Raw genomic sequence first — 21,423 nt, forward strand, 5'->3', positions numbered from 1 at the left:
GCGGGATCGGCCGCACCAGCCGGCCGCCAATGTCAAACGGCGGGCCCATCGCGTGCCTGCGCGCCGCCAATTCTCCGTAATAATCACGACTCGCCTTTTCCGTCGTGCCGCAGCACACTGCATTGTGTCGGCGCGGCGTTCCCCCGGTGGAACGGTCCCCCTCGCTTCCATCGCGTCGCGCCGGCCTATTCATCACGACACCACGGAAAAGAACATGCAACGCTCGCTGATCGCCCTCGCCTTTGCCGGCCTCGGCCTTTCGCTGTCCGGCCTCGCTCACGCCGTCAACGTCGACGTCAACATCGGCACGCCCGCGCCGGTCGTCGTCGCCCCCGCGCCCGTCGTGGTCGCCCCGGCGCCGGCGATCATCGTCGGCTGGCATGGCGACCGCTACTGGGACGGCCGCCGCTACTGGGAGCGCCGCGAGTGGGAGGATCACCAGCGCTATCGCGGTCGTGGCGGCTATCACTGCCCGCCGGGACACGCGAAAAAGGGCGAGTGCTGAGCGCCCGAGCGAAGGCCCGTCAGGCCCGCACGCGGAAGCAGAAAAACGAAGGCCGCACGCGAACGAAGGTTCGCGTGCGGCCTTTGTCGTTGCGCATGCCGCTGCGCGGTGGCGTTACTGAAACGCCACTTCCGCAAAGCTCCGCAGCTTGCGGCTATGCAGCTTGTCGAGCCCGTTCGTGCGCAGGATCTCCATCGCTTTCACGCCGATCTGCAGATGCTGATCGACCTGCCCGCGATAGAACGTGTCGGCCATGCCCGGCAGTTTCAGCTCGCCGTGCAGCGGCTTGTCCGATACGCACAGCAACGTGCCGTACGGCACCCGGAAGCGGAAGCCGTTGGCTGCGATCGTCGCGCTTTCCATGTCGAGCGCGATCGCGCGGCTCTGCGACAGCCGCTGCACGGGCTCGCGATGGTCGCGCAGTTCCCAGTTGCGGTTGTCGACGCTCGCGACCGTGCCCGTGCGCATCACCCGCTTCAGTTCCGCGCCCTCCAGCCGCGTGACCTCGGCCACGCCGCGCTCGAGCGCGAGCTGCACTTCGGCCAGCGCCGGAATCGGCACCCACAGCGGCAGGTCGGCGTCGAGCACGTGATCTTCCCGCACGTAACCGTGCGCGAGCACGTAGTCGCCGAGGCGCTGCGTGTTGCGCAGCCCCGCGCAGTGACCGAGCATCACCCAAGCGTGCGGACGCAGCACCGCGATGTGATCGGTGATCGTCTTCGCGTTCGACGGGCCGACGCCGATGTTGACCATCGTGATCCCGCTGCCGTCCGCACGCTTCAGGTGATACGCGGGCATCTGCGGCAGGCGCGGCGGCGCGGTGCCCTCGGCCGGCTCGCTGCCGAGGTTCGCGTTGTACGTGACGACGTCGCCCGGCTCGACGAACGCGCTGTACTCGCTGCGGTACGCGCGCACCTCGGGATCGTCGCTTTCGGTCATCAGCGTGCGGCCGAGCTTCACGAACTCGTCGATGTAGAACTGGTAGTTCGTGTAGAGCACGTAGTTCTGGAAATGCGTGGGCGACGTCGCCGTGTAGTGACGCAGCCGGTGCAGCGAGAAGTCGACGCGGGCCGCCGTGAACAGCGCGAGCGGATGCGGCTCACCCGGCGCCGGCTCGAACGTGCCGTTGACGATGCGGTCATCGAGATACGACAGGTCGGGCGTGTCGAAGATGTCGCGCATCGCGAGCAGGCGGTCGCGATCGAGTTCGCCCTCGAGATGGATGCCTTCCGGAAACGCGAAATGGATCGGAATCGGCTGCGACGACACGCCGATCTCGATCTTGACATGGTGGTTCTTCGACAGCAGACGCAGTTGCTCGCGGTAGTAGTTCGCGAAGAGATCGGGGCGCGTGACGGTCGTCTCGAATACGCCGGGACCCGCGACGAAGCCGTACGAGCGGCGCGAATCGACGTGCGTGTTGACGTCGGTCCGGATCCGCACGAACGGGTAGCACGCGCGCACGTGCTCGGTAATCGCTTCGTGGCGGCGATAGCGCGCGAACGCATCGCGCAGGAAGCCCGTATTCGTGTCGTAAATGGCGGACAGCCGCGCGACGGCGGCGACCGGATCGTCGAAAGCCTCGACCGACGGGCTTTCGGGCGACAGCACACGGTGCCGGCGGCTCAAATCGTTTTTCATTTTCATCACCTCGTCAGATCCGACGACATTACCACGGAACCCGGTCGCCCTTATGGCCGCCCCTGCGCACGCAGGGGCCGGATGGCGCGCAGTATTTGCTAAAATCGGTAGGTTCACTGGAGACTCATCATGAAGCCGCTCATTTTCGTCGCCGCTGCCGTCGCGTTTGCCGCCGCCGGCGTCGCTCACGCCGCCGGCGGCACGCCTGACGCCGACGCGCAGGCCCGGGCCGAGGCCAACGAAGCCGCCGGCCTGCCCGATCTCCGCAAGATCAACCGGCCGGGCGCCGAAGTCACGTCGAAAGTGGACTTCGCCGACATCCGCCGCACGCCGAGCTTCCACGAAAAGAGCAAGAACGGCACCGAAGTCACCGAGTACCGCGACCGCGGCAAGCCGGTCGAGATCGACGTGAAATCGAACTTCGGCACGCGCTACCAGATGAGCTCGACGCCCGACACGTCGCCGAAGCCGCACGATGCGGGCATCCCGATCACGCGCCTGCCGTCGCTGAACCTGCGCTACTGATTCCGTGGCGTGGCGCACCGGGCGCCGCGCCGCCCCTTCACCTGTTGTCGCGATGCACGCCGCCCGCGTGCCGACACCCTGACCTGACGCATCCCGCATGGCCGTTTTCACCGCTGTTTCCGACTCCGATCTCGCGCAATGGATGCGCCACTACGAACTGGGCGACGTGCTTGCGTTCCGCGGCATTCCGTCCGGTATCGAAAACAGCAATTTCTTCCTGACGACGACGCGCGGCGAATACGTCCTCACGATCTTCGAAAAGCTGACGGCGCAGCAGCTGCCGTTCTACCTCGACCTGATGCGCCATCTGGCCGCCCACGGCGTGCCGGTCCCGGACCCGATCCCGCGTGACGACGGCGCGCTGTTCGGCGAACTGCACGGCAAGCCGGCCGCGATCGTCACGAAGCTCGACGGCGCGGCCGAACTCGCGCCGGGGGTCGAACACTGCATCGAGGTCGGACAGATGCTCGCGCGCCTGCACCTCGCGGGCCGCGACTATCCGCGCAGCCAGCCGAACCTGCGCAGCCTGCCGTGGTGGCAAGAGAACGTACCGGCCATCGTGCCGTTCATCACGGACGCGCAACGCACGCTGCTCGAAGGCGAGCTCGCCCACCAGGCCGGCTTCTTCGCGTCGGACGACTATGCGGCGCTGCCGGCCGGGCCGTGCCATTGCGACCTGTTCCGCGACAACGTGCTGTTCGCGCACGCGGCGCCCGGCACCGGTCACGACGTACGCCTCGGCGGCTTCTTCGACTTCTACTTCGCGGGCTGCGACAAGTGGCTGTTCGATGTCGCGGTGACCGTCAACGACTGGTGCGTCGACCTCGCGACCGGCGTGCTCGACGTCGCGCGCGCCGATGCGCTGCTGCGCGCGTACCAGACCGTCCGGCCGTTCACGGCCGAGGAACGTCGCCACTGGAGCGACATGCTGCGCGCCGGTGCGTACCGCTTCTGGGTGTCGCGCCTGTACGATTTCTACCTGCCGCGCGCGGCCGAGATGCTCAAGCCGCACGACCCCGGCCATTTCGAACGCATCCTGCGCGAGCGTATCGCGCATACGCCCGCGCTACCCGAGATCCAAACCGCATGCAACTGATCGAAGTGCCCGCGAAAACGGGCTATGTCTGGTTCCGTCAAGGCATCTGGCTGTTCCGCCGGAATCCGCTCGCGTTCATCACGCTGTTCTTCACGTACCTGCTCGCCATCACGCTGGTGTCGATGGTGCCGGTGATCGGCTCCGCGCTGCCGCTGGTGTTCATTCCCGGCATCGCGGTCGGCTTCATGGCCGCGTGCCGCGACACCGTGGCCGGCAAGACCGTGATGCCGACGATCCTCGTCGACGGCTTTCGCTCGTACGGCACCGTCGCGACCCAGCGGCTGCTCGCGCTCGGCGTGATCTACGTCGCGTCGATGGTGCTGGTGTTCGCCGCTTCGTCGTTCGTGGACGGCGGCGCGCTGTTCCACGTGATGATGGGCGCGGCCGACGAAGCGAACACGACGCCCGAGACGCTCGCCGCGCAAGGCACGCTCGGCGCGCTGTTCTTCGCGACGCTGCTCTATCTGCCGGTCGCGATGCTGTTCTGGTTCGCGCCGGTGCTGGTCGCATGGCATGACGTCCCGCCCGCGAAGGCGCTGTTCTTCAGCGTCGTCAGCTGCTGGCGCAATCGCGGCGCGTTCGTCGTATACGGCGTGCTGTGGTTCGCCGTCGCGCTCGGCACGTCGCTCGCGCTGTCGCTGCTGCTGCAGGCGCTCGGCGCCGGCGCGTATGCGCTGACGATCATGATGCCGGTGACGATCATCATCGTCACGATGCTGTACTGCTCGTTCTACGCGACCTATCGCGGCTGCTTCGGCGTGCAGGAGCCGGGCGCGCCGACGACGATGTCCGGCCGCTGAACCCGCTCTTTCGGCCGGCGCATGTCGGCCGCCGTCGCACTGTTTCGCGCCGGGTCGTCGCCCGGCGCGCTTCTTCTGATCCCTTTTCGCGTCTCGCCTTCCTCCGGCCACCCCTGTTCAATCGAATCTTTTGCGCGCAAAATAATTTGCGTACAAATCGTTCGCGCATCCGCCGCGCTTCCCGAACCATGGATCGCCTGCCCCCGCTGCCCCAGACGCTCGACGAGCAATTGTGCTTCGCGCTTTACGCGACTTCGCACGCGATGACGAAGGCGTACAAGCCGCTGCTCGACAAGCTGTCGCTAACCTATCCCCAATATCTCGCGATGCTCGTGCTGTGGGAGCGCGACGACATGGCCGTGAAGGACATCGCCGCGCGGCTCGACCTCGATCCCGCCACGGTCACGCCGCTGCTGAAGCGGCTGGAAGCGCTCGGCTACGTCGAGCGCGCGCGCAGCGCGGCTGACGAACGCGTCGTCAACGTGCGTGTGACGTCGGCCGGCCGTGCGCTGAAGGATCGCGCGCGCTCGGTGCCCGCCGAGCTCTTTTGCGCGATGCAGCAAACGCCCGAATTCCTGATCCGGCTGCGCGCCGATCTCCAGCAGTTGCGCGACGCATTGTCGGCGGCCAACGAACGCTGACGCGCCAAGCGCAGACGACCTCGCCCGGCGCTGCCGGGTTTTTCTTCAAAATTTCATTTGCACACTAATGATTTGTGCTCTATATTTCACTCGTGGCCGGCGACACCCGTCTGACCGGACCGCTTTTCTCCCTCTTCCCGACAAGAGCTGCACGATGAACATTCTGTACAAGACCAGCGCCACGAGCACGGGCGGCCGCGACGGCCGCGCGGTATCCGCCGACCACAAGCTGGAAGTGAAGCTGGCCGCGCCGCGCGAACTCGGCGGCACGGGCGCGGAAGGCACGAATCCGGAGCAACTGTTTGCCGCAGGTTACTCGGCCTGTTTCCTGAGTGCGATGAAATTCGTCGCGGGCCAGAACAAGCAGACACTGCCGGCCGATACGCAGGTCACGGCGGAAGTGGGCATCGGCCCGAACGACGCTGGCGGCTTCGGGCTCGACATCGAACTGCGCGTGTCGCTGCCGGGGCTCGACAAGGCCGACGCGCAGGCGCTGGTCGACAAGGCGCACCACGTGTGCCCGTACTCGAACGCCACGCGCAACAACGTGCCGGTGCGCCTGGCGGTCGTCTGACGCGACGCAGGGCCAGGAAAAATACAAAAAGGGCGCGTGCGGCACATGCCGCACGCGCCCTTTTGCGCGATTCGTCGAAATGGCGGGCCGCCAGGCCCGCGTGCGCCGCTTAGCGCGCGCCGATCGAATACGGGCGGTTCAGCGCCGCGTCGCGATCGATCTTGCGCATGCGGAATTCGAGGTCGTAGATGTCGGTGGCTTCGGCCAGGTACGCGTCGGTGCGCTCTTTCGCGGCCTTTTCAGCGTTCTTGGTCAGCATCAGGAAGAGGTGGCTCAGCAGGTACATGTTCGATCTCGCTATTCAAAGGTTCTGGACTAGGGTTTTCCCGAATTATAGGGAAAACCCTAGTCTTTGACCAGCGTCGATCAAACGATGCGTCGTTCGGTCGCCACAGTGCGCTGATTGGCTTCGAAAAAGGCCCAGATCATCGCGCTTGCGTCGGGGCCGACTGCCGCATGAAACGGCACGGCTTCGTCGCCGCCGGCCCATGCGTGATCGAGCCCTTTCACATGGCACAGCCGCACCACCGGCTCGCCGTCGCGGCACACATCGGTGATCTGGGCGCCCGTTTCGCGCGTCTCGACCCGTTCGCCGCCGCGCAGCGCGCCGCGGCTGTCGGCGAGCCCGTTCAGACGCATGAACTGCACGGTCAGTTGATCGGCATTCTTCGGCGCGACGACATGATCGCCGTCGCCCTGGACGATCAGCGCGGGCATGCCCGGATACGCGCCGCCCTCGACCAGCGCATCGACCGCCGCGGCCGGGTTTTGCCGCAGGCCGCGCCGCATCACGTCCATCGCGGTGATGCCGGAATTCGCCTCGCCCAGCGCCGGCCCCGAGTGCAATGCGACCGCCGCGAAACGGTCCGGATGGTGCAGTGCAAGAAGCGACGCCAGACCGGCGCCGGCCGACAGCCCCGCCACGTAGACGCGCGACGCGTCGAAGCCGTGTTCGTCGACCAGCGCGTCGACCAGCGACACCACCGCATTCGCCTCGCCGCGCCCCGCGCGGTCGGTGTCCTCATACCAGTGCCAGCAGCCGTGCGCGTGCGCGCGCAGCGACTGTTCCGGATACAGCACCGCGAAGCCGTGCTTGTCGGCCAGCAGGTTCATCCGCGTGCCCTGCGCGAATTCGTCGACCGACTGCTGGCAACCGTGCAGCATCACGACGAGCGGCATCGCGCCGCGTCGGCGGCCGGGCGGCACGTAGAGCCCGTACGCGAGATTCTGGACGAGGCGGCCGAGCGCGGGCGCCATCGGATGCTCGCCGCGCGTCCATTCGCCCGCAGCCCACGCGGCCGCGCGCGGCCGCACGCGCGATTCGCGTGGCGGGGACAGATCGGATACGGCGGAAGAGGTGGCGGCCTCGAGTGCGTCGCGTGTGATGCGCTGCGCATCGCGTGCCGCGCGCTTGGCGGCCGGAGACAGCATGCGTTTCATGCCGCCCAGCCATACCTTGGTCAGACTTTTGGTCATCGATCGGGCTCGCAGTCAGGAAAAATAGGGGCGCCATGAAGGCACCACAACGGGTGCATCGTTCGACTTTGTGCAATGCACCATAACATTGTTTCTGGGATTTTTCCTGCGCGCCGATAGTTCCCGGCGGCGCAAAAAACGGGCCTCATGCGGACGCGGCGCTATACTGGGGTTTCGCCGCTTGTATCCGTTGTAGTCGTTCTTCCCGGCTCGCGCGTTGATTTAAGCATCCTCCCCGCCTTCGTTCGTCTCCGATGTTCGACCTGTCCTCTCACCTGTGGATCACGATCACCGCGTTCGGCGGCGCCGGCCTGACCTTGCCGCTCGCGATCACGATTGCCGTCTGGCTCGCGCTCGGCTACTCGTGGCAGCGCGCGGCCGCATGGCTCGGCGTGCTCGCGGCCGCGATCGGCGTGGTGGCGCTCACCAAGATCGCGTTCCTCGGCTGGGGCATCGGCATTCGTGCGTGGGATTTCACCGGGTTCAGCGGCCATGCGATGCTGTCGACGTCGGTGTATCCGGTCGCGATTTTCCTTGCGCTGATCCGCACGCGCACGCCGGTGCGGATCGCCGGCATCGCGCTCGGCCTGGCGGCCGGCATCGCGGTGGGCGTGTCGCGCGTCGCGCTCGACGCGCATTCGCCGTCCGAATCGATCACCGGCTGCATCGTCGGCGCGATCGCCGCGCTCGCGTTCATCGCCGGCTCGTGGCGCGCGGTGCCGCACCGCTGGTCGGTGCCCGCGGTCGTCGCGAGCCTCGCGCTCGTCACCGTGGCGCTGCACGGCATCACGGTGCCGTCGCATCGCTGGGTCACCAAGGTCGCGCTGCAACTGTCGGGCCACGAGCGCCCGTTCGTCCGCGCGCGCTGGAAGGCCAACCCGAACTACCATCCCGCGTCGCAGCCGTCGTCGCTGCAGCGCACCGAATCGGCGCCGCGCACGCTTCACACGTGACCGGCGGCCCGGCCGTCACGCCCGCCCCTTTTCACGTCTGACCATTTCATGCGCACCGTCGCATGAACAGTATGTCGAGCGTTATAACCCGCCCTATATTACGATTACGGTTTCCACCCATTCGAAACGAATCCACCATGCGCTCAACCGTCCGTCCGCTTCGCCGCACCCTGCTTCGCCTGCTGCCGATCGCCACGCTTGCCGCCGGGTTCGCGTTCAGCGCGCCCGCTTCCGCCGCCGACGAACTGGTCGTGTCAGCCGCCGCCAGCCTGACGAACGCATTCAAGGCCGTCGGCGACGCGTACGAGAAGCAGCATCCGGACACCAAGGTGCTGTTCAACTTCGGCGCATCGGACGTGCTGATGCAGCAGATCGCCAAGGGCGCGCCGGCCGACGTGTTCGCGTCGGCCGACCAGAAGGCGATGGATCGCGCGGTGAACGAAAAGGTGATCGTGCCCGGCACGCGCCGCGATTTCGCGGCGAACTCGCTGGTGCTGATCGTGCCGGCGGACAGCCACGCGGCCGCGCCGACGTCGCTGAACGACCTGACCGCGCCCGGCGTGAAACGCATCGCGTACGGCGACCCGGCCTCGGTGCCGGTCGGCCGCTACACCGAGGGCGCGCTGCGCGCGGCCGGCGTGTGGGATGCGGTCAGCGCGAAGGGCGTGCTGGCCGCCAACGTGCGCCAGAGCCTCGACTACGTCGCCCGCGGCGAGGTCGACGCGGGCTTCGTGTTCGGCACCGACGCCGCGATCATGCCGGGCCGCGTGAAGGTCGCGCTGACGGTGCCGACCCGGACGGCCATCACCTACCCGATCGCCGTGGTCAAGGACAGCCGCCACGCCGCGCAGGCGCAGTCGTTCATCGATTTCGTCGCGTCGTCCCAGGGCCAGGCCGTGCTGTCGACGTTCGGCTTCAAGCCCGCCAAGTGAGCGACTCGCGATGCAAGACGCCTGGGTCCCGCTGCTGCTGTCACTGAAGGTCGCCGGCTGGGCGACCGCGCTCGACATCGTGCTCGGCGTCGCGGCCGCGTTCGTGCTCGCGCGCTGGCGCTCGCCGTTGCGCGACGTCGTCGACTCCGTGCTGACGCTGCCGCTCGTGCTGCCGCCGACGGTGCTGGGCTATTACCTGCTCGTGCTGCTCGGCCGGCGCGGCGTGTTCGGCGCGTGGCTCGACACGCTCGGCATCGAGCTGGTGTTCACATGGCAAGGTGCGGTGATCGCGTCGATGGTCGTCGCGTTTCCGCTGATCCTGAAATCGGCGCGCGCGGCGTTCGAAGGCGTCGACCCGCATCTCGAGCGCGCCGCGCGCACGCTCGGGCTCGGCGAAGTCGCGGTGTTCTTCCGCGTGACGCTGCCGCTCGCCACGCGCGGGATTCTCGCGGGCGCGCTGCTCGCGTTCGCGCGCGCGCTCGGCGAATTCGGCGCGACGCTGATGATCGCGGGCAACCTGCCCGGCCGCACGCAGACGCTGTCGGTCGCGATCTACGCGGCCGTGCAGGCCGGCGACGACAACACGGCCAATTTCCTCGTGCTGGTGACGTCGATCACCTGCGTGCTCGTGCTGCTCGCGACCGGCTGGCTCGTGCCGTCGCGCGCCCGGCGGAGCCAGCTGACATGACGCACCTGTTCCATCCGTATCGCCGGCGCCGTCCGGCTAGCGGCCTGCCGCGGCGGAGGCCCGCATGAGCCTCGTCGTCGACATCCGCAAGACCTACGCGAACGCCGAGCGGCGCTTCACGCTCGACATGTCGTTCACCGCGACGACGCAGCGCGTCGTGCTGTTCGGACCGTCGGGCGCGGGCAAGAGCATGACGCTGCAGGCGATCGCCGGGCTGCTGACGCCCGACGCGGGCACGATCACGCTGAACGGCGAGCCGCTGTTCGACGCCGCGCGCCGCATCGACGTGCCGACCCGCGAACGCCGGGTCGCGTACCTGTTCCAGGACTACGCGCTGTTCCCGCATCTGAACGTGCGGCAGAACATCGCGTTCGGGCTCACGTCCGGGCTGCGCAACCCGCGCGCGAAGACGGTGCCGCCGGAGGTCGCGTACTGGCTGCGCGCGTTCGACCTCGAAGCGCTCGCGGGGCAATATCCGTCGCAGTTGTCAGGCGGGCAGAAGCAGCGCGTGGCGCTCGCGCGTGCGCTGGTCGCGCAGCCGCGCATCCTGCTGCTCGACGAACCGTTCGCGGCGCTCGACGGCGCGATGCGCCAGCGCATGCGCCACGAGCTCGCCGAACTGCAGGCGCGGCTCGACATCCCGATGGTGCTGATCTCCCACGACCCCGACGACGTCGCCGCGTTCGGCGACCAGGTCGTGCAGTTGAGCGAAGGACGCGTGCAGGCGAGCCCGCCGCACGCCGAGTGGCCGACGCGCGTCACCTGAACGCGCGACGCCATGGTCGTGAGCGTGGCGCCGGTCGCCACGTTGGAGCCTGAGAGACGCCGCAGCGCGGCACATGCTGAAAGCGGACACGAAGCCGGTGCGATGCGGACGAACGCGGCACCGGCTTCGCGCCGTCACCGCACGCCGGCCCCGGGAGCCGCGCGGGCGGCCGGGTCAGCCCGTCACCGCCAGGATCACGCTCGACGCCTTGAACAGCGCGATCGCGCGCCGGCCGGCGTCGAGCTGCAACGCATCGACGCTGTCGTTGGTCACGACGGCCGTCAGCGTCCCGCCGCCGTCGAGCGCGAGCGTCACCTCGCTGTTCACCGCGCCCGCAGCGACGACGTCGACGCTGCCGTGCAGCCGGTTGCGTGCGGACACTTTCAGATCGGGCCCGCCATCGTCGACCGCGAGCACGACCCACGACGCCTTCACCAGCGCGCACGCGTCCGCCCCTTCCCGCAGCCCCAGCGCGTCGGCGCTTTCGTGCGTCAGCACGGCGACGACCGACTGTCCGCCGGGCAACGCAAGCGTCACCTCGTCGTTGACGGTGCCGCGCACGATCGACGCGACCTTGCCGAACAACTGGTTGCGCGCGCTGGTCTTCATCCCGATCCGGCCGATCAGCGCCCAGTCGACGTCGAAGCCGGCCACGGCCGCGCTCGCGGCCTCGATGAAGCGGCGATGCTCGCGCTCGATCGTGCGGAATGCGGCGATCAGCGACGTCGCGCGCGGCGTCAGCGTCGTGCCGCCACCGCCCTTGCCACCCGTCGAACGCGCGACGAGCGGTTCGCCGGCGAGATTGTTCATCGTGTCGACCGCATCCCACGCGGCCTTGTAGCTGAGGCCGACGGCCTTCGCCGCGCGCGTGATCGAACCGGTGTCGCCGATCGCCGCGAGCAACGCGATGCGCGTCGCGCCGCCGAGCGTCTGGTCGCCGGCGCGCAGCCACAGCTCGCCGCCCAGTTCGAGCGGTTCGGCGGACGAGGAGGAATGCGGAGCGTCGGTCATCATCGGCATGCGTGCGGGAAACGGGCGGCCATTATAGGGTCGGCGCGCAGCGCTCAGCCCGGCTTGCCGTCGAGCTTCGGCGGCCGCAGGCTGGCCAGCAGCGTCTCGGCGTCGCGCGCCGCGCGCTGTTCGAGCGCGGCGCCGTAGCCGCGCACGAAACCGAGCTGATACGGCGGCGCCGCGAGTTGCTCAAGATGGTGCAGCGCAACCATCGCGTCGTTCGCTTCGCCGAGCACGCTCTGCACGCGCGTGAGCGTCTTGACCGTCTCGTTGCGCGTGCGGCGCGACGCGAGCGACGCGAAGAATTCGAGCGCGTAGCGCAGCCGCTTCGCGTCGATCCGCACCTGATGGCGTGCCGCCGTGTCGAGCGACGTGAGCGACGGCGATCCATAGAGATGACCGAACAGCCGCCGCACGCGCTTGGTCGCGTGACGCCGCAGCGACGGTGCGTCGTCGCCGTCGGCCGCCGGCAGCGCGAGCGCGCTCAGCCATTCGAGCCAGCCGAGCGTCAGCCGCGCATAGCGGGCCGAATGCAGCGCCTGGCGCAGCTCGACGCGCGCGGCCATCGACTGCGCGCGGGCGGCGTCGAGCGTGCCGTCCCAGTCGCCGCCGCCGCCGTCGGCCGCGATCAACGCGGGCAGGCTCTCGGTCGCGAACACGTCCCAATCGCGCACCGTGCCGAGCAGCGCGGCGAGCCAGCGCAGGTCGACGCCGAGCGTGTCCTTCCATTGATCGTCGGTAAAGCGCGGGAAGAAGCGCATCAGCGTGCGCAGGCGGCGCAGCGCGACGCGCATCTGGTGCACGAATTCGGGATCGTCGCGCTCGAGCACGCCGCATTCGTTGCCGAGCCATTGCGCGGTGATGTCGCCGGACAGCGCGAACAACGCGGCGCGCTGCGTGCGGATGCCAGTCAGATCGACGGACTGCGCCTTGACCAGCACGGCGGCCACCGGTCCGCCCGCACAGGCGCGGTCGATCACGCTCGTCAGTTGCACGAAGGCGGGCCACGCGCCGCTCAGTTCGCGCGCCGCGGCAAACAGCGCATGCAGCGCGGCCGTGCGCGCGGCGACGGTTTCCCAGTCGGGCGCGGCCAGGCGCAGCTCGACGTAGCGGCGCGGCGGCTCGCCGCCGCCGTGCAGCGTGATGTCGTCGAGCGTCATCTCGACCACGACGCCGCTGTCGTCGGCCCAGCGCCCGTGCCGCCGCTCGCTGACGATGCGCAGCGCCGCCGCCTGGGCGCGCGCTTCGTCGGTGTCCGGTGCAACGCCGCCGGTTTCGGCGGCCGCCGCATCAGCCTCGGCCTCGGCTGCGGTACGTGTCGCGGGTATCGGCAGCGGCGTCGCGACGACGATCCCCGCGTGCTCCGCGTCGAACAGTTCACGCTGCGTGACGCCGGGAGCGAACGTCTGCGTGCGCGAGGCGACGATCCGCGTGCCGTGCGCGTTCGATTCGACCCAGGTCCACCAGTTCGCGCCGGGGCTCCGCTCGGCCTCCTCGATCTGGCACGGCTCGATCGTCACGCGCTCGTGGCCGCGCCGCATCCGGACCTGCGGGCAGATCCGCCACGCGCGCACGAGTTCGGCGCCGAACTCGCGCTGCGCGCCCCGGGCGCGGCTCGCGCCCTTGACCGGCCACCCTTCCAGCGACAGCGACAACACGATTTCCAGCACACGCGACATGGAGGCTCCTGCACATGAAGGACCGCCGGCGCATCGACCGCGCCGGCGTCGCTCGTGAAGCAGCTTCCATAGTACACGCCGCCCAAACGCGCAGGCGTCGATCCGGCCCCGCCGCCCTGTGGCAGGTCAAGCCGGCACGTCAGACCGCGTATTGCGCGATGCCGTTGCCGAACGACCAGTCCTCCTTCAGCACTTCGACCAGACTGATGAATACGTCTTCCTGTCGCACGCCGGGCTGCTGCGCGAGGTTCTCGGCGATCGTCCGGTACAGCGCCCGCTTCTGCTCGAGCGTGCGCGTGTTGTTCGCGGTGATCTGGATCATCACGAGGTCGTCGCTGCGCTCGATATCGTAGTAGTGACGGCCGAACACGAAGTTCTCGGCCGCATGCTCGGTCACGACCATGAAGATGTCGTCCTCCGGCACGTTGAACGTGTGCATCAGCGCGCGGTGCACGCCGTCGACGAGGGCCCTGCGGTAGGCGGCCGGTTTGCCTTCGCGTACGGCGATACGGGTGAATGGCATGGTGCTGCTCCTGTCGGTGAGTGACGTTGAAGAACGAAAACACAGCGTCAGGTTAGGCGCGCCAACTTATAATGAACAGTCATTGATCAATATTTCATTCATTTTCATTTGAAATGAAAGTACTCGATCTCGATGCCGTCCGCGCGTTCGTGCTGGTCGCCGACCTCGCCAGCTTCACGCGCGCCGCCGATGCGCTCGGCACCACCCAATCGGCCGTCAGCCTGAAGCTGAAGCGGCTGGAGGCGCATCTCGGCAAGCCGCTGCTGGCGCGCACGCCGCGCGTCGTCAAGCTGGCCGCCGACGGTGAGAATTTCCTGCCGGCCGCCCGCGCGCTGCTCGACGCGCACGAACATGCGCTCGGCGCGATCTCGACCGGCACGGTGCGCCTGTCGCTCGGCGTCAGCGAGCACGTCGCGGTGCCCGACCTGCCGGCCGTGCTCACGAGCCTGCACCGGCAGGATCCGGGCCTGTCGCTGGAAATGCATCTCGGGGCGTCGACGAGCCTGCTGCCGCAATACGACGAACGGCGGTTCGACGCGGTGATCGTCCGCCACGAGCCCGGCGAAGATCCGCCGCGCGACGACGGCACGCTGCTGTTCACCGAGCCGCTGACCTGGCTCGCCGCGCCCGACTGGGCGCCGCGCGCCGGCGAGCCGCTGCCGCTCGCGGTGCTGGCCGGCCCGTGCGGCGTGCGGGCCGCCGCGCTGCGCGCGCTCGACCGCGCGGGGCTGCCGTGGCGCGAGCGCTTCACGGGCGGCGGGGTCGCGGCGGTCACGGCCGCCGCCGCGGCAGGGCTGGCCGTGTGCCCGCTCGCGCGCCGCGTCGCGCCGCGCACGCTGGTCGACGTCGGCGCGAAATTCGGGCTGCCGCCGCTGCCGCAATCGCAGGTCGTGCTGTATTCGCGCGTACGCGACGCCCGCGCCGCGGCCGCGTTGCGCAGGTTCGCCGACAGTCTTGCAATCTCGGCGTAAACTAGCGGGCTCCGCCGCAATCTCCAGACGAATTCCGATGAAGCCCGAAGCCCGCAAGCACCTCCGCGCCAACCTGCTGATGCTCGGCGCCGCCGCGATCTGGGGTTCCGCTTTCGTCGCGCAACGCCTGAGCCTCGACGTGATCGGGCCGTTCCTGTTCACGGGGCTGCGGTTCCTGCTCGGCGCGCTCGTGCTGGTGCCGCTGCTGACGGTCAATACCGCGTCGCGCGCGCAGCTCGCGGCGATCCGGCGCGAACCGGCTTTGCTGCTGCCGGGTGTCGCGCTCGGCGGGCTGCTCGCGGTGTCGATCTCGCTGCAGCAGTTCGGCCTGCAATACACGCGGATCGCCAACGCCGGCTTCATCAGCTCGCTGTACGTCGTGATCGTGCCGCTGATGGGCGTGTTCGCGCGCCACCGGATCGGCGCGGGCACGTGGTTCGGCGCGTTGCTGGCCGCGATCGGCCTGTATTTCCTCAGCATCGACGAGCACTTCTCGGTGCTCTACGGCGACTGGTTCCAGCTCGCGGGCGCCGTCATCATCGCCGCGCACGTGATGGCGGTCGGCCATCTCGCGAAACGTCACGATCCCCTCGTGCTCGCGTTCCTGCAGTTCGTCGTGTGCGGCGTCGCGTGTCTCGCGGTCGGGCTGGCCGTCGAACCGGTCAGCGTCGCGATGCTGCGCGGCGCACTGCCGACGTTGCTGTACGGCGGGCTGCTGTCGGTCGGGGTCGGCTATACGCTGCAGGTCGTCGCGCAACGCGACGCGGCGCCCGCGCACGCGGCCGTGATCTTCAGCATGGAAGGCGTGTTCGCGGCGATCGCCGGTTGGGCCGCGCTCGGCGAAACGCTGACGCTGCGCGCGCTGGTCGGCTGCGCACTGATGCTCGCCGGCCTGCTCGCGTGCCAGTTGCTGCCGAACGGCGACGCACGGAAAAAGGACGAGGACGCGCTGCCGGCGTGACGCCCACCGTCCCTATAATGGCGATTCGCGTGACTTTCACGCCAACCGCTTCCGACAGGCCTGCTCCGTGACGTCCACTTCCGTCGATCCCGCCGCCGACCTGCTGCGCGAACGCGCAGCGCACTACGCCGCCCAGGCGGCGCTGTTCCTGCGCGACCAGGCGCTCTCCACCGCGTCGCACGACCTGCGCAGCCCGCTGAATGCGATGCACAGCTGGGCCTACGTGCTCGAGCGCCAGCTCGCCAATGCCGATCCGAACCTGCAGCGCGCGCTCGCGGGCATCCGCACCGGCATCGACCAGCAGGTCGCGCTGATCGACGGCGTGCTCGACGCGCCGCGCGCGGAAACGCGCACGCTCGCGCTCGCGCCGCGGCCGTTCGCGCTGCGTGCGCTGCTCGACGACACGATCGCGCTCGTGCGTGTCGCGCTCGCCGACGCACGCCAGGTCGCGCTCGACGCGACGCTGCCGGACGGCGAGCCGTCGCTCACGGTCGACCGCGAACGCGTCGCGCAGGCGCTGTGGACCCTGCTGACGACGGCCGTCGAGGCCAGCGCCGCGGGCAGCCGCGTCGCGTTCGCGTGCACGCGCGACGGCGCGCAGTTCACCGCGCGCGCCACCTGCACGGTGAACGCCGACGTACTCGTCGACCCGGAACAACCGCACGCGTTCGAATCGTTCGCGCGGCGCGAAATGCTGCGCGAGCGCGACGCGAAACGCAGCGCGTGGACACTCGCGCTGTGCCAGCGCGTCGCCCTGGCGCACGGCGGCACGTTCACGCACGACGTGTTCGCCGACGGCGCGACCGCCACGATCACCTTCTCGATTCCCTGCGAGGCGCCGGTGTAAGCAAGCGGTCGCCCGATACATTACGAATTCCTTTCTGGCTCTATACTGATGGGCCTGTCATAACCGGAGCGATTCTTTGTTACAGATCTTCGCGCTCATCGGCGCGTTGTTCCTGGTGGCCCTGAACGGGTTCTTCGTTGCGGCCGAATTCGGCCTCGTCAAACTCCGCGCGACGCGCGTCAAGACCCTCGCCCGCAAGCACGGCCTGCGCGGGCGCATCCTCGCCGTCGTCCACGGCCGGCTCGATGCGTATCTTTCCGCGTGCCAGCTCGGCATCACGCTCGCGTCGCTCGGCCTCGGCTGGGTCGGCGAACCGGCGTTCGCGCAACTGATCGGCCCGCTGCTCGACCTGATCGGCGTGCAGTCCGAACGCGTCGTGCATCTGATCTCGCTGGTGTTCGCGTTCTCGCTGATCTCGTTCCTGCACATCGTCGTCGGCGAACTGGCGCCGAAATCGATGGCGATCCGCCAGTCGGAGAAGGTCGGCCTGTGGGTCGCGCTGCCGCTCTACGCGTTCTACTGGGCGATGTATCCGGCGATCTGGGTGCTCAATACCAGCGCCAACGCGGTGCTGCGGCTCGCGGGGCTGTCGGCCGACCACGGCGGCGACGCGCACTATTCGACCGACGAGCTGAAGCTGATCCTGCGCAGCCGCCGCAGCGCGGCCGGCAATGCGGCCCAGCCGGCGCGCGGCACGTACAGCAACGACGAATGGAACACGCTCGCGCATTCGCTCGATTTTTCGTCGATGACCGTGTCGGACCTGATGCGGCCGGCCCATGAAATGATCGGCCTGCGGCGCGACCTGCCGCTGCCCGACAACATGGAGATCGTCGCGCGGCACCGTTTCAGCCGCTATCCGCTGTTCGAGGATGCGTCGCGCGAACAGGTGAGCGGGCTGATCCACCTGAAGGACCTGCTGCTCGCGCGTCACGCGGGCGCCGCGCTCGACGATCTGTCCGACTACGTGCGCCCGGTTCAGTACGTGAAGCCCGACACGCCGGCGCTGGAGCTGTTCCGCCGCTTCCGCAAGGGCGCCCCGCACTTCGCGCTGGTCGGCAACAAGGGCGAGAAGCCGATCGGCTTCCTGACGCTCGACAACCTGCTCGGCGCGCTGGTCGGCCAGATCCACGACGAGTTCCGCCAGGGCGATGCGGACTGGAGCCGCCTCGACGACGGCACGCTGATGGGCAAGGGCAGCCTGCCCGTCGTGTCGCTCGAGCAGGCGCTCGGCATCGACATCGACGAAGGCCGCGCGGAATCGGTCGGCGGCCTCGTGATCCAGGCGTTGAGCGACCTGCCGACCGAAGGGCAGCGCGTGTCGTTCGACCGCTTCGACGTCGTCGTGAAGAAGATGAACGGGCCGCGCATCGTGCTCGTGCGCGTCTATCCGAAGATCGCGAAAGAGGCCGACGAATGACGGCCGCGCGTTGCGGCGCACGATGAACGCGCCGCTGCCGCGCTGCTGCGTGATCACGCCGGAACCGGCGTCCGCGTCGGCGGCCGATCGGGCCGCGTTTCTCGACCGGCTGTCGGCCGTGCTCGCGCGCGGCGAAACGCTCGTGCAACTGCGCGTGAAATCGCTCGACGCGGCCGCGTTCGCGGCGCTGGCCGCCGCGGCGCTCGCGCGCTGCGACGCCGCCGGTGCGCACCTGATGCTGAACGGCCCGATCGACGCAGCCGGCGTGATGCGGCTCGACGGCGCCGGCTGGCATCTGGACGGCGCCGCCTTGCGCGGCGTCACGCAGCGGCCGCTGCCGGCCGACCGGTGGGTATCCGCCGCGTGCCACTCGCAAGACGACCTGCTGCTGGCCGCACAGGCCGGCGCGGATTTCGTCACGCTTTCGCCGGTGCTGCCGACGCTCAGCCACCCCGGCGCGCCGACGCTCGGCTGGGCGCGATTCGATACGCTGGCCGCCCAGGCCGCGATGCCCGTGTTCGCGCTCGGCGGCATGACGCGCGCGCATCTCGACGACGCGCGCCGTCATGGCGCGTACGGCATCGCGGGGATTCGCGGGTTCTGGTAATTCGGGGCCTTCCGGGCGCGCCGCCGGGTGCGACCGCGCGCGGTCCCGCCGCTTCACAACTTCATCGGCTCATGCATTCAGGTTCGCACGCATCCCGCGCCACGAACCGTCGTCGATGCGACGCACGTCGTGCGTCAACGCGTAGCGATTGACGTCGCCCGTCAGCCACGCGACGAGCGAATACGGCGGCAACTCCCCTTCATCGACCCGGTCGCGCGCGCGCGCCGGCGTCTCGAACACCACCCGCCCGCCCGGTGCGTCGAACGGCACCGCGTCCGGCGACAGGTTCAACGCGATCGTCAAGGTTTCGTCGTCGGCGAGCCGCCACGATGCGCACAGCGCGTCGGCATCGCCGTCGCCGTCCGCCTTCAGCGCGCGTGCGTCCTGCGGCCGGCAATCGGACAGCCTTGGCGCGATCAGCTTGGCGCGCACCGCGAGCGCCGACTGCACGAAATGCGCACGATCGACGTCGCGCGCGGTTTCGTCGAAGACCAGCGGGATCTGCGGCGTGAGCAACGACAGCGCGAGCGCGGCCAGTCCGGCCGCCTGCCCGTGATCGCCGTGGCCGCTGTCGCGCCATGCGCCATCGGACAGCACGAGCGACGTCAGCGCCAGTCCGCCATCGGCGGCCATGCCGTCCGCCGACGCGGCCGGCTGGTACGCCGCGCCCGCCGCGGTCAGCGCGCGGGCGAGCGTGTGAATCGACTGGTGCGTGGAAATGCCCTCGTGGGCCGACGTGTCGCGCCCCGTGAGCCGGTGCAGCGCGCGTTCGCCGCAGCCGTTCCACTGCGCGTCGAAATGGGTATCGGCCAGATGCGCGGGGTGCCGCTCGCTGCCGAGCACGAGATGGATCAGCCGGTCGGCCGGCACGGCCGCGCGCACGCGGTCCGCGATCTCGCGCAGCCACGACACGCCGATCCGGTCGGCTTCGCGCAGGCGCAGCCCGTCGCAACGGTATTCGTCGATCCAGTACAGCGCGTTGTCGCAGAAGAAATCGCACACTTCCGGATGATCGAGCGCGAGCGGCGCGGCCTGCAGCGGATCGTCGCGCGTATGGAAGAACGGCCCTGCGTAGTGGCGCAGCGCATCGGTGCCGCTGCCGAAGCGCGCGTAGTCGAGCTCCAGCAGCACCGCGAGACCGTAGCCATGCGCGGCATCGATCAGCGCCTTCAGCGCGTCGGGGCCGCCTTCGGCCGCGAGCGGCGCGAACGGCAGGCTGTCGTGCGGCGACGCGAGCAGCTCCAGCGCGGTCACGCCGAGGCGCGCGAGCTGCGGCAGGCGACGGCGCACGGCGTCGAAGCCGCCCACCGCGTGCGGGCGAATCGCGTAGAGCGCGATGTCTTCCCACGCGCGCCCGTGCCAGAACGTATTGCGCCACGTGAACGCGCGCGGATCGACGACCTCGCTGGGGCCGTTGAGCCCTTCGGGTTGCGAGCGCGACGCGGGATCGGGAATCGACACGGTATCGTCGAGCCGATAGCGGTAACGCGCACCCGCGCCGCAGTCGACGAAGACTTCGAACCAGTTCGGGCCGGCGCTCGTCATCGGCACGAGCGTCGGGCCGTAGCCGATATCGAGTTCGAGCTGGACGTGGGTGCTGCCCGGCGCCCACACGCGGAAATGCGTGCGCGGCGTCGGGCTGAGCGCGCCGCAGGGCTGCGCGCCAAACGGCAAGCAATGGATGTAGTGCTGCGCGTACGGATCGTGCGGACAATCGGACATCATGCGCTCCTCGTGCGTACCGAGCGGCATGGCCGCGCCACTGGCGCAGCGCATCGGGGCCCGGCATGCGACGGCCAGGCTGGGGAGAGAAACGAGTATGCGCCGGATTCGCCACCGCGATGCACCGTGGTCAGACATTTTTAAATGCGAATCGACCCCGGCCAACCACCCGTGGAAACGGGCGACCGTCACGCGCCGGCGAGTCGGGTAGTCGGCATACCGGAATGATCGCTCGCCTTGTTGCGCCGGCCGCGCGCCCCTACGCTCTGCGTGATGCTCGCGGACACGTCGTCCGCGCACCGACCCGAGGACTCCGCCATGTCGCTTCCCGCCAGCGCCGCGAAATTCGATCCGTCACGCGCCCACGAATACGCCGAGCAATCGCGCATCGCGCTGGCTGGCTACGATGCCTGCCACGAACTCGCCGCGTGCATGCTCGCGTCGGCGATCGGGGCGGCCGATGCCCGGATTCTCGTCGCGGGCGCGGGCGGTACGGGGCAGGAAATCTGCGTCACGGCCGCGCTCGAACCGGGCTGGCGGTTCACGGCCGTCGACCCGTCCGCGCCGATGCTCGCGCTCGCGCGCTCGAACGTCGAAGCAGCGGGTTTCGGCGCGCGTACCGCGTTCGTCGAGGACGGCGTCGACGCATTGCCCGACGCGCCCGCGTTCGACGGCGCGACGCTGATCGGCGTGCTGCATCACCTGCCGGGCGACGACGCGAAAGTCGCGCTGCTGCACGCAATCGCGCGACGCCTGAAGCCCGGCGCGCCGCTCGTGCTCGCCGGCAACCATCGCCGCTACGCGGACCATCCGCGCCTGCTCGATGCGTGGCAGCAGCGCTGGCGCATGAAGGGTGCCACGCCCGACGCGGTGCGCGCGCAACTCGCGAAAATCCTGCAGGGCGCCGATCCGCCCGCATCCGAGGAAGCCGTGTTCGCGCTGCTGCGCGACGCGGGCTTCGACGCGCCGCTGCGCTTTTTCGCGAGCCTGTTCTGGGGCGCGTGGATCGCGGTGCGACGCGCGTGACGGTTCGATGCGGCCCGCGATGGCCCGCCCCACGCGATTCGCGAACGCGCCGCAGGCAC

At 69.2% G+C, this 21,423-nt stretch carries 23 protein-coding genes; 16 read left to right on the forward strand and 7 right to left on the reverse strand.

All coding sequences use genetic code 11. From position 1 onward, the window contains the following. Positions 1 to 214 precede the first annotated feature (214 nt). The gene (locus DTA15_RS25815; protein WP_006486461.1) at positions 215 to 505 is read left to right on the forward strand and encodes a hypothetical protein; all 291 of its coding nucleotides are present in this window, start codon (positions 215 to 217) and stop codon (positions 503 to 505) included. Between the two features lie 114 nt (positions 506 to 619). Here DTA15_RS25815 and DTA15_RS25820 read toward each other — a convergent pair whose 3' ends face one another. Then, positions 620 to 2,146 carry an AMP nucleosidase gene (locus DTA15_RS25820; protein WP_012493190.1) on the reverse strand — a complete coding sequence of 509 codons (1,527 nt, stop codon included), beginning with the start codon at positions 2,144 to 2,146 and terminating at the stop codon, positions 620 to 622. Between the two features lie 129 nt (positions 2,147 to 2,275). Here DTA15_RS25820 and DTA15_RS25825 point away from each other — a divergent pair, with 129 nt between their 5' ends. From DTA15_RS25825 to DTA15_RS25845, 5 genes are all read left to right on the forward strand, one after another. Next, positions 2,276 to 2,671, forward strand: a complete 396-nt coding sequence (locus DTA15_RS25825) for a hypothetical protein (RefSeq protein ID WP_006486478.1) — start codon at positions 2,276 to 2,278, stop codon at positions 2,669 to 2,671. Between the two features lie 97 nt (positions 2,672 to 2,768). Further along, the gene (locus DTA15_RS25830; protein ID WP_006486428.1) at positions 2,769 to 3,767 is read left to right on the forward strand and encodes a homoserine kinase; all 999 of its coding nucleotides are present in this window, start codon (positions 2,769 to 2,771) and stop codon (positions 3,765 to 3,767) included. Continuing rightward, complete coding sequence (locus tag DTA15_RS25835; protein ID WP_006486425.1) at positions 3,758 to 4,567, forward strand: BPSS1780 family membrane protein; 810 nt, start codon at positions 3,758 to 3,760, stop codon at positions 4,565 to 4,567. Before DTA15_RS25830 ends, DTA15_RS25835 begins: the two co-directional genes overlap by 10 nt. Positions 4,568 to 4,755: 188 nt before the next feature. Further along, positions 4,756 to 5,208, forward strand: coding sequence for a MarR family winged helix-turn-helix transcriptional regulator (locus DTA15_RS25840; RefSeq protein WP_006486455.1), 453 nt, complete (start codon positions 4,756 to 4,758; stop codon positions 5,206 to 5,208). A 154-nt stretch (positions 5,209 to 5,362) separates the two neighbouring features. Then, a complete protein-coding gene (locus tag DTA15_RS25845; RefSeq protein WP_006486430.1) occupies positions 5,363 to 5,782 on the forward strand; it encodes an organic hydroperoxide resistance protein in 420 nt (139 codons plus the stop codon). 109 nt (positions 5,783 to 5,891) lie between these two features. On the opposite strand, the gene DTA15_RS25850 is transcribed toward DTA15_RS25845, so the two are convergent. Both DTA15_RS25850 and DTA15_RS25855 read right to left on the reverse strand, forming a co-directional pair. Next, on the reverse strand, positions 5,892 to 6,068 hold the full coding sequence (locus DTA15_RS25850; RefSeq protein ID WP_006486452.1) for a DUF3563 family protein: 177 nt from the start codon (positions 6,066 to 6,068) through the stop codon (positions 5,892 to 5,894). A gap of 80 nt (positions 6,069 to 6,148) precedes the next feature. After that, complete coding sequence (locus tag DTA15_RS25855) at positions 6,149 to 7,258, reverse strand: extracellular catalytic domain type 1 short-chain-length polyhydroxyalkanoate depolymerase (protein WP_006486448.1); 1,110 nt, start codon at positions 7,256 to 7,258, stop codon at positions 6,149 to 6,151. A 254-nt stretch (positions 7,259 to 7,512) separates the two neighbouring features. Between DTA15_RS25855 and DTA15_RS25860 the strand changes: the two genes are divergently transcribed. The 4 genes from DTA15_RS25860 to DTA15_RS25875 all read left to right on the forward strand — a co-directional run bounded on the left by DTA15_RS25860 (position 7,513) and on the right by DTA15_RS25875 (position 10,597). After that, positions 7,513 to 8,211, forward strand: coding sequence for a phosphatase PAP2 family protein (locus tag DTA15_RS25860; protein ID WP_006486432.1), 699 nt, complete (start codon positions 7,513 to 7,515; stop codon positions 8,209 to 8,211). 137 nt (positions 8,212 to 8,348) lie between these two features. Continuing rightward, positions 8,349 to 9,143, forward strand: a complete 795-nt coding sequence (modA, locus tag DTA15_RS25865; RefSeq protein WP_006486460.1) for a molybdate ABC transporter substrate-binding protein — start codon at positions 8,349 to 8,351, stop codon at positions 9,141 to 9,143. A gap of 10 nt (positions 9,144 to 9,153) precedes the next feature. Further along, positions 9,154 to 9,831 (forward strand): molybdate ABC transporter permease subunit, encoded by a 678-nt coding sequence (gene modB, locus DTA15_RS25870; RefSeq protein ID WP_006486472.1) that lies wholly within the window; start codon positions 9,154 to 9,156, stop codon positions 9,829 to 9,831. A gap of 64 nt (positions 9,832 to 9,895) precedes the next feature. Next, complete coding sequence (locus tag DTA15_RS25875) at positions 9,896 to 10,597, forward strand: sulfate/molybdate ABC transporter ATP-binding protein (RefSeq protein WP_006486467.1); 702 nt, start codon at positions 9,896 to 9,898, stop codon at positions 10,595 to 10,597. Between the two features lie 174 nt (positions 10,598 to 10,771). Here the strand turns inward: DTA15_RS25875 and DTA15_RS25880 are convergent, their stop codons facing one another. From DTA15_RS25880 to DTA15_RS25890, 3 genes are all read right to left on the reverse strand, one after another. Beyond that, entirely contained in the window at positions 10,772 to 11,608 is an 837-nt protein-coding gene (locus tag DTA15_RS25880) for a TOBE domain-containing protein (RefSeq protein WP_034178523.1), read from the reverse strand. Between the two features lie 53 nt (positions 11,609 to 11,661). Continuing rightward, the gene (locus DTA15_RS25885) at positions 11,662 to 13,287 is read right to left on the reverse strand and encodes a CHAD domain-containing protein (RefSeq protein ID WP_006486423.1); all 1,626 of its coding nucleotides are present in this window, start codon (positions 13,285 to 13,287) and stop codon (positions 11,662 to 11,664) included. A gap of 139 nt (positions 13,288 to 13,426) precedes the next feature. Further along, positions 13,427 to 13,810, reverse strand: a complete 384-nt coding sequence (locus tag DTA15_RS25890) for a tautomerase family protein (protein ID WP_006486465.1) — start codon at positions 13,808 to 13,810, stop codon at positions 13,427 to 13,429. Positions 13,811 to 13,923: 113 nt separating this feature from the next. Here DTA15_RS25890 and DTA15_RS25895 point away from each other — a divergent pair, with 113 nt between their 5' ends. From DTA15_RS25895 to DTA15_RS25915, 5 genes are all read left to right on the forward strand, one after another. After that, positions 13,924 to 14,781: a LysR family transcriptional regulator gene (locus DTA15_RS25895; protein ID WP_012493188.1), complete on the forward strand. Its 858-nt coding sequence runs from the start codon at positions 13,924 to 13,926 to the stop codon at positions 14,779 to 14,781. 37 nt (positions 14,782 to 14,818) lie between these two features. After that, complete coding sequence (locus DTA15_RS25900) at positions 14,819 to 15,742, forward strand: DMT family transporter (RefSeq protein ID WP_006487555.1); 924 nt, start codon at positions 14,819 to 14,821, stop codon at positions 15,740 to 15,742. Between the two features lie 67 nt (positions 15,743 to 15,809). Beyond that, positions 15,810 to 16,589 carry a sensor histidine kinase gene (locus tag DTA15_RS25905; protein ID WP_006493112.1) on the forward strand — a complete coding sequence of 260 codons (780 nt, stop codon included), beginning with the start codon at positions 15,810 to 15,812 and terminating at the stop codon, positions 16,587 to 16,589. A gap of 76 nt (positions 16,590 to 16,665) precedes the next feature. Next, the gene (locus DTA15_RS25910) at positions 16,666 to 18,009 is read left to right on the forward strand and encodes a hemolysin family protein (protein WP_006486244.1); all 1,344 of its coding nucleotides are present in this window, start codon (positions 16,666 to 16,668) and stop codon (positions 18,007 to 18,009) included. Positions 18,010 to 18,031: 22 nt separating this feature from the next. Further along, on the forward strand, positions 18,032 to 18,616 hold the full coding sequence (locus DTA15_RS25915; protein WP_034178569.1) for a thiamine phosphate synthase: 585 nt from the start codon (positions 18,032 to 18,034) through the stop codon (positions 18,614 to 18,616). Positions 18,617 to 18,685: 69 nt separating this feature from the next. On the opposite strand, the gene DTA15_RS25920 is transcribed toward DTA15_RS25915, so the two are convergent. Then, positions 18,686 to 20,338, reverse strand: a complete 1,653-nt coding sequence (locus tag DTA15_RS25920; RefSeq protein ID WP_006486141.1) for a DUF3459 domain-containing protein — start codon at positions 20,336 to 20,338, stop codon at positions 18,686 to 18,688. A 318-nt stretch (positions 20,339 to 20,656) separates the two neighbouring features. On the opposite strand from DTA15_RS25920, the gene DTA15_RS25925 reads away from it, so the two are divergent. Continuing rightward, positions 20,657 to 21,364 (forward strand): class I SAM-dependent methyltransferase, encoded by a 708-nt coding sequence (locus DTA15_RS25925; protein ID WP_006486143.1) that lies wholly within the window; start codon positions 20,657 to 20,659, stop codon positions 21,362 to 21,364. Positions 21,365 to 21,423: the final 59 nt, after the last annotated feature.

Source organism: Burkholderia cenocepacia (assembly GCF_900446215.1).
In the GTDB taxonomy this organism is placed as follows: Bacteria; Pseudomonadota; Gammaproteobacteria; order Burkholderiales; family Burkholderiaceae; genus Burkholderia; species Burkholderia cenocepacia.

Excerpts from the sequence above, each read along its gene's own strand:
- DTA15_RS25845 (WP_006486430.1), top strand. The coding sequence starts at position 5,363 with ATGAACATTCTGTACAAGACCAGCGCCACGAGCACGGGCGGCCGCGAC.
- DTA15_RS25890 (WP_006486465.1), bottom strand. The coding sequence starts at position 13,810 with ATGCCATTCACCCGTATCGCCGTACGCGAAGGCAAACCGGCCGCCTAC.
- DTA15_RS25825 (WP_006486478.1), top strand. The coding sequence starts at position 2,276 with ATGAAGCCGCTCATTTTCGTCGCCGCTGCCGTCGCGTTTGCCGCCGCC.
- DTA15_RS25820 (WP_012493190.1), bottom strand. The coding sequence starts at position 2,146 with ATGAAAAACGATTTGAGCCGCCGGCACCGTGTGCTGTCGCCCGAAAGC.
- DTA15_RS25815 (WP_006486461.1), top strand. The coding sequence starts at position 215 with ATGCAACGCTCGCTGATCGCCCTCGCCTTTGCCGGCCTCGGCCTTTCG.
- DTA15_RS25875 (WP_006486467.1), top strand. The coding sequence starts at position 9,896 with ATGAGCCTCGTCGTCGACATCCGCAAGACCTACGCGAACGCCGAGCGG.
- DTA15_RS25860 (WP_006486432.1), top strand. The coding sequence starts at position 7,513 with ATGTTCGACCTGTCCTCTCACCTGTGGATCACGATCACCGCGTTCGGC.
- DTA15_RS25830 (WP_006486428.1), top strand. The coding sequence starts at position 2,769 with ATGGCCGTTTTCACCGCTGTTTCCGACTCCGATCTCGCGCAATGGATG.
- DTA15_RS25920 (WP_006486141.1), bottom strand. The coding sequence starts at position 20,338 with ATGTCCGATTGTCCGCACGATCCGTACGCGCAGCACTACATCCATTGC.
- DTA15_RS25915 (WP_034178569.1), top strand. The coding sequence starts at position 18,032 with ATGAACGCGCCGCTGCCGCGCTGCTGCGTGATCACGCCGGAACCGGCG.
- DTA15_RS25895 (WP_012493188.1), top strand. The coding sequence starts at position 13,924 with ATGAAAGTACTCGATCTCGATGCCGTCCGCGCGTTCGTGCTGGTCGCC.
- DTA15_RS25855 (WP_006486448.1), bottom strand. The coding sequence starts at position 7,258 with ATGACCAAAAGTCTGACCAAGGTATGGCTGGGCGGCATGAAACGCATG.
- DTA15_RS25880 (WP_034178523.1), bottom strand. The coding sequence starts at position 11,608 with ATGACCGACGCTCCGCATTCCTCCTCGTCCGCCGAACCGCTCGAACTG.
- DTA15_RS25850 (WP_006486452.1), bottom strand. The coding sequence starts at position 6,068 with ATGTACCTGCTGAGCCACCTCTTCCTGATGCTGACCAAGAACGCTGAA.
- modA (WP_006486460.1), top strand. The coding sequence starts at position 8,349 with ATGCGCTCAACCGTCCGTCCGCTTCGCCGCACCCTGCTTCGCCTGCTG.
- DTA15_RS25925 (WP_006486143.1), top strand. The coding sequence starts at position 20,657 with ATGTCGCTTCCCGCCAGCGCCGCGAAATTCGATCCGTCACGCGCCCAC.
- DTA15_RS25900 (WP_006487555.1), top strand. The coding sequence starts at position 14,819 with ATGAAGCCCGAAGCCCGCAAGCACCTCCGCGCCAACCTGCTGATGCTC.
- DTA15_RS25885 (WP_006486423.1), bottom strand. The coding sequence starts at position 13,287 with ATGTCGCGTGTGCTGGAAATCGTGTTGTCGCTGTCGCTGGAAGGGTGG.
- modB (WP_006486472.1), top strand. The coding sequence starts at position 9,154 with ATGCAAGACGCCTGGGTCCCGCTGCTGCTGTCACTGAAGGTCGCCGGC.
- DTA15_RS25835 (WP_006486425.1), top strand. The coding sequence starts at position 3,758 with ATGCAACTGATCGAAGTGCCCGCGAAAACGGGCTATGTCTGGTTCCGT.
- DTA15_RS25840 (WP_006486455.1), top strand. The coding sequence starts at position 4,756 with ATGGATCGCCTGCCCCCGCTGCCCCAGACGCTCGACGAGCAATTGTGC.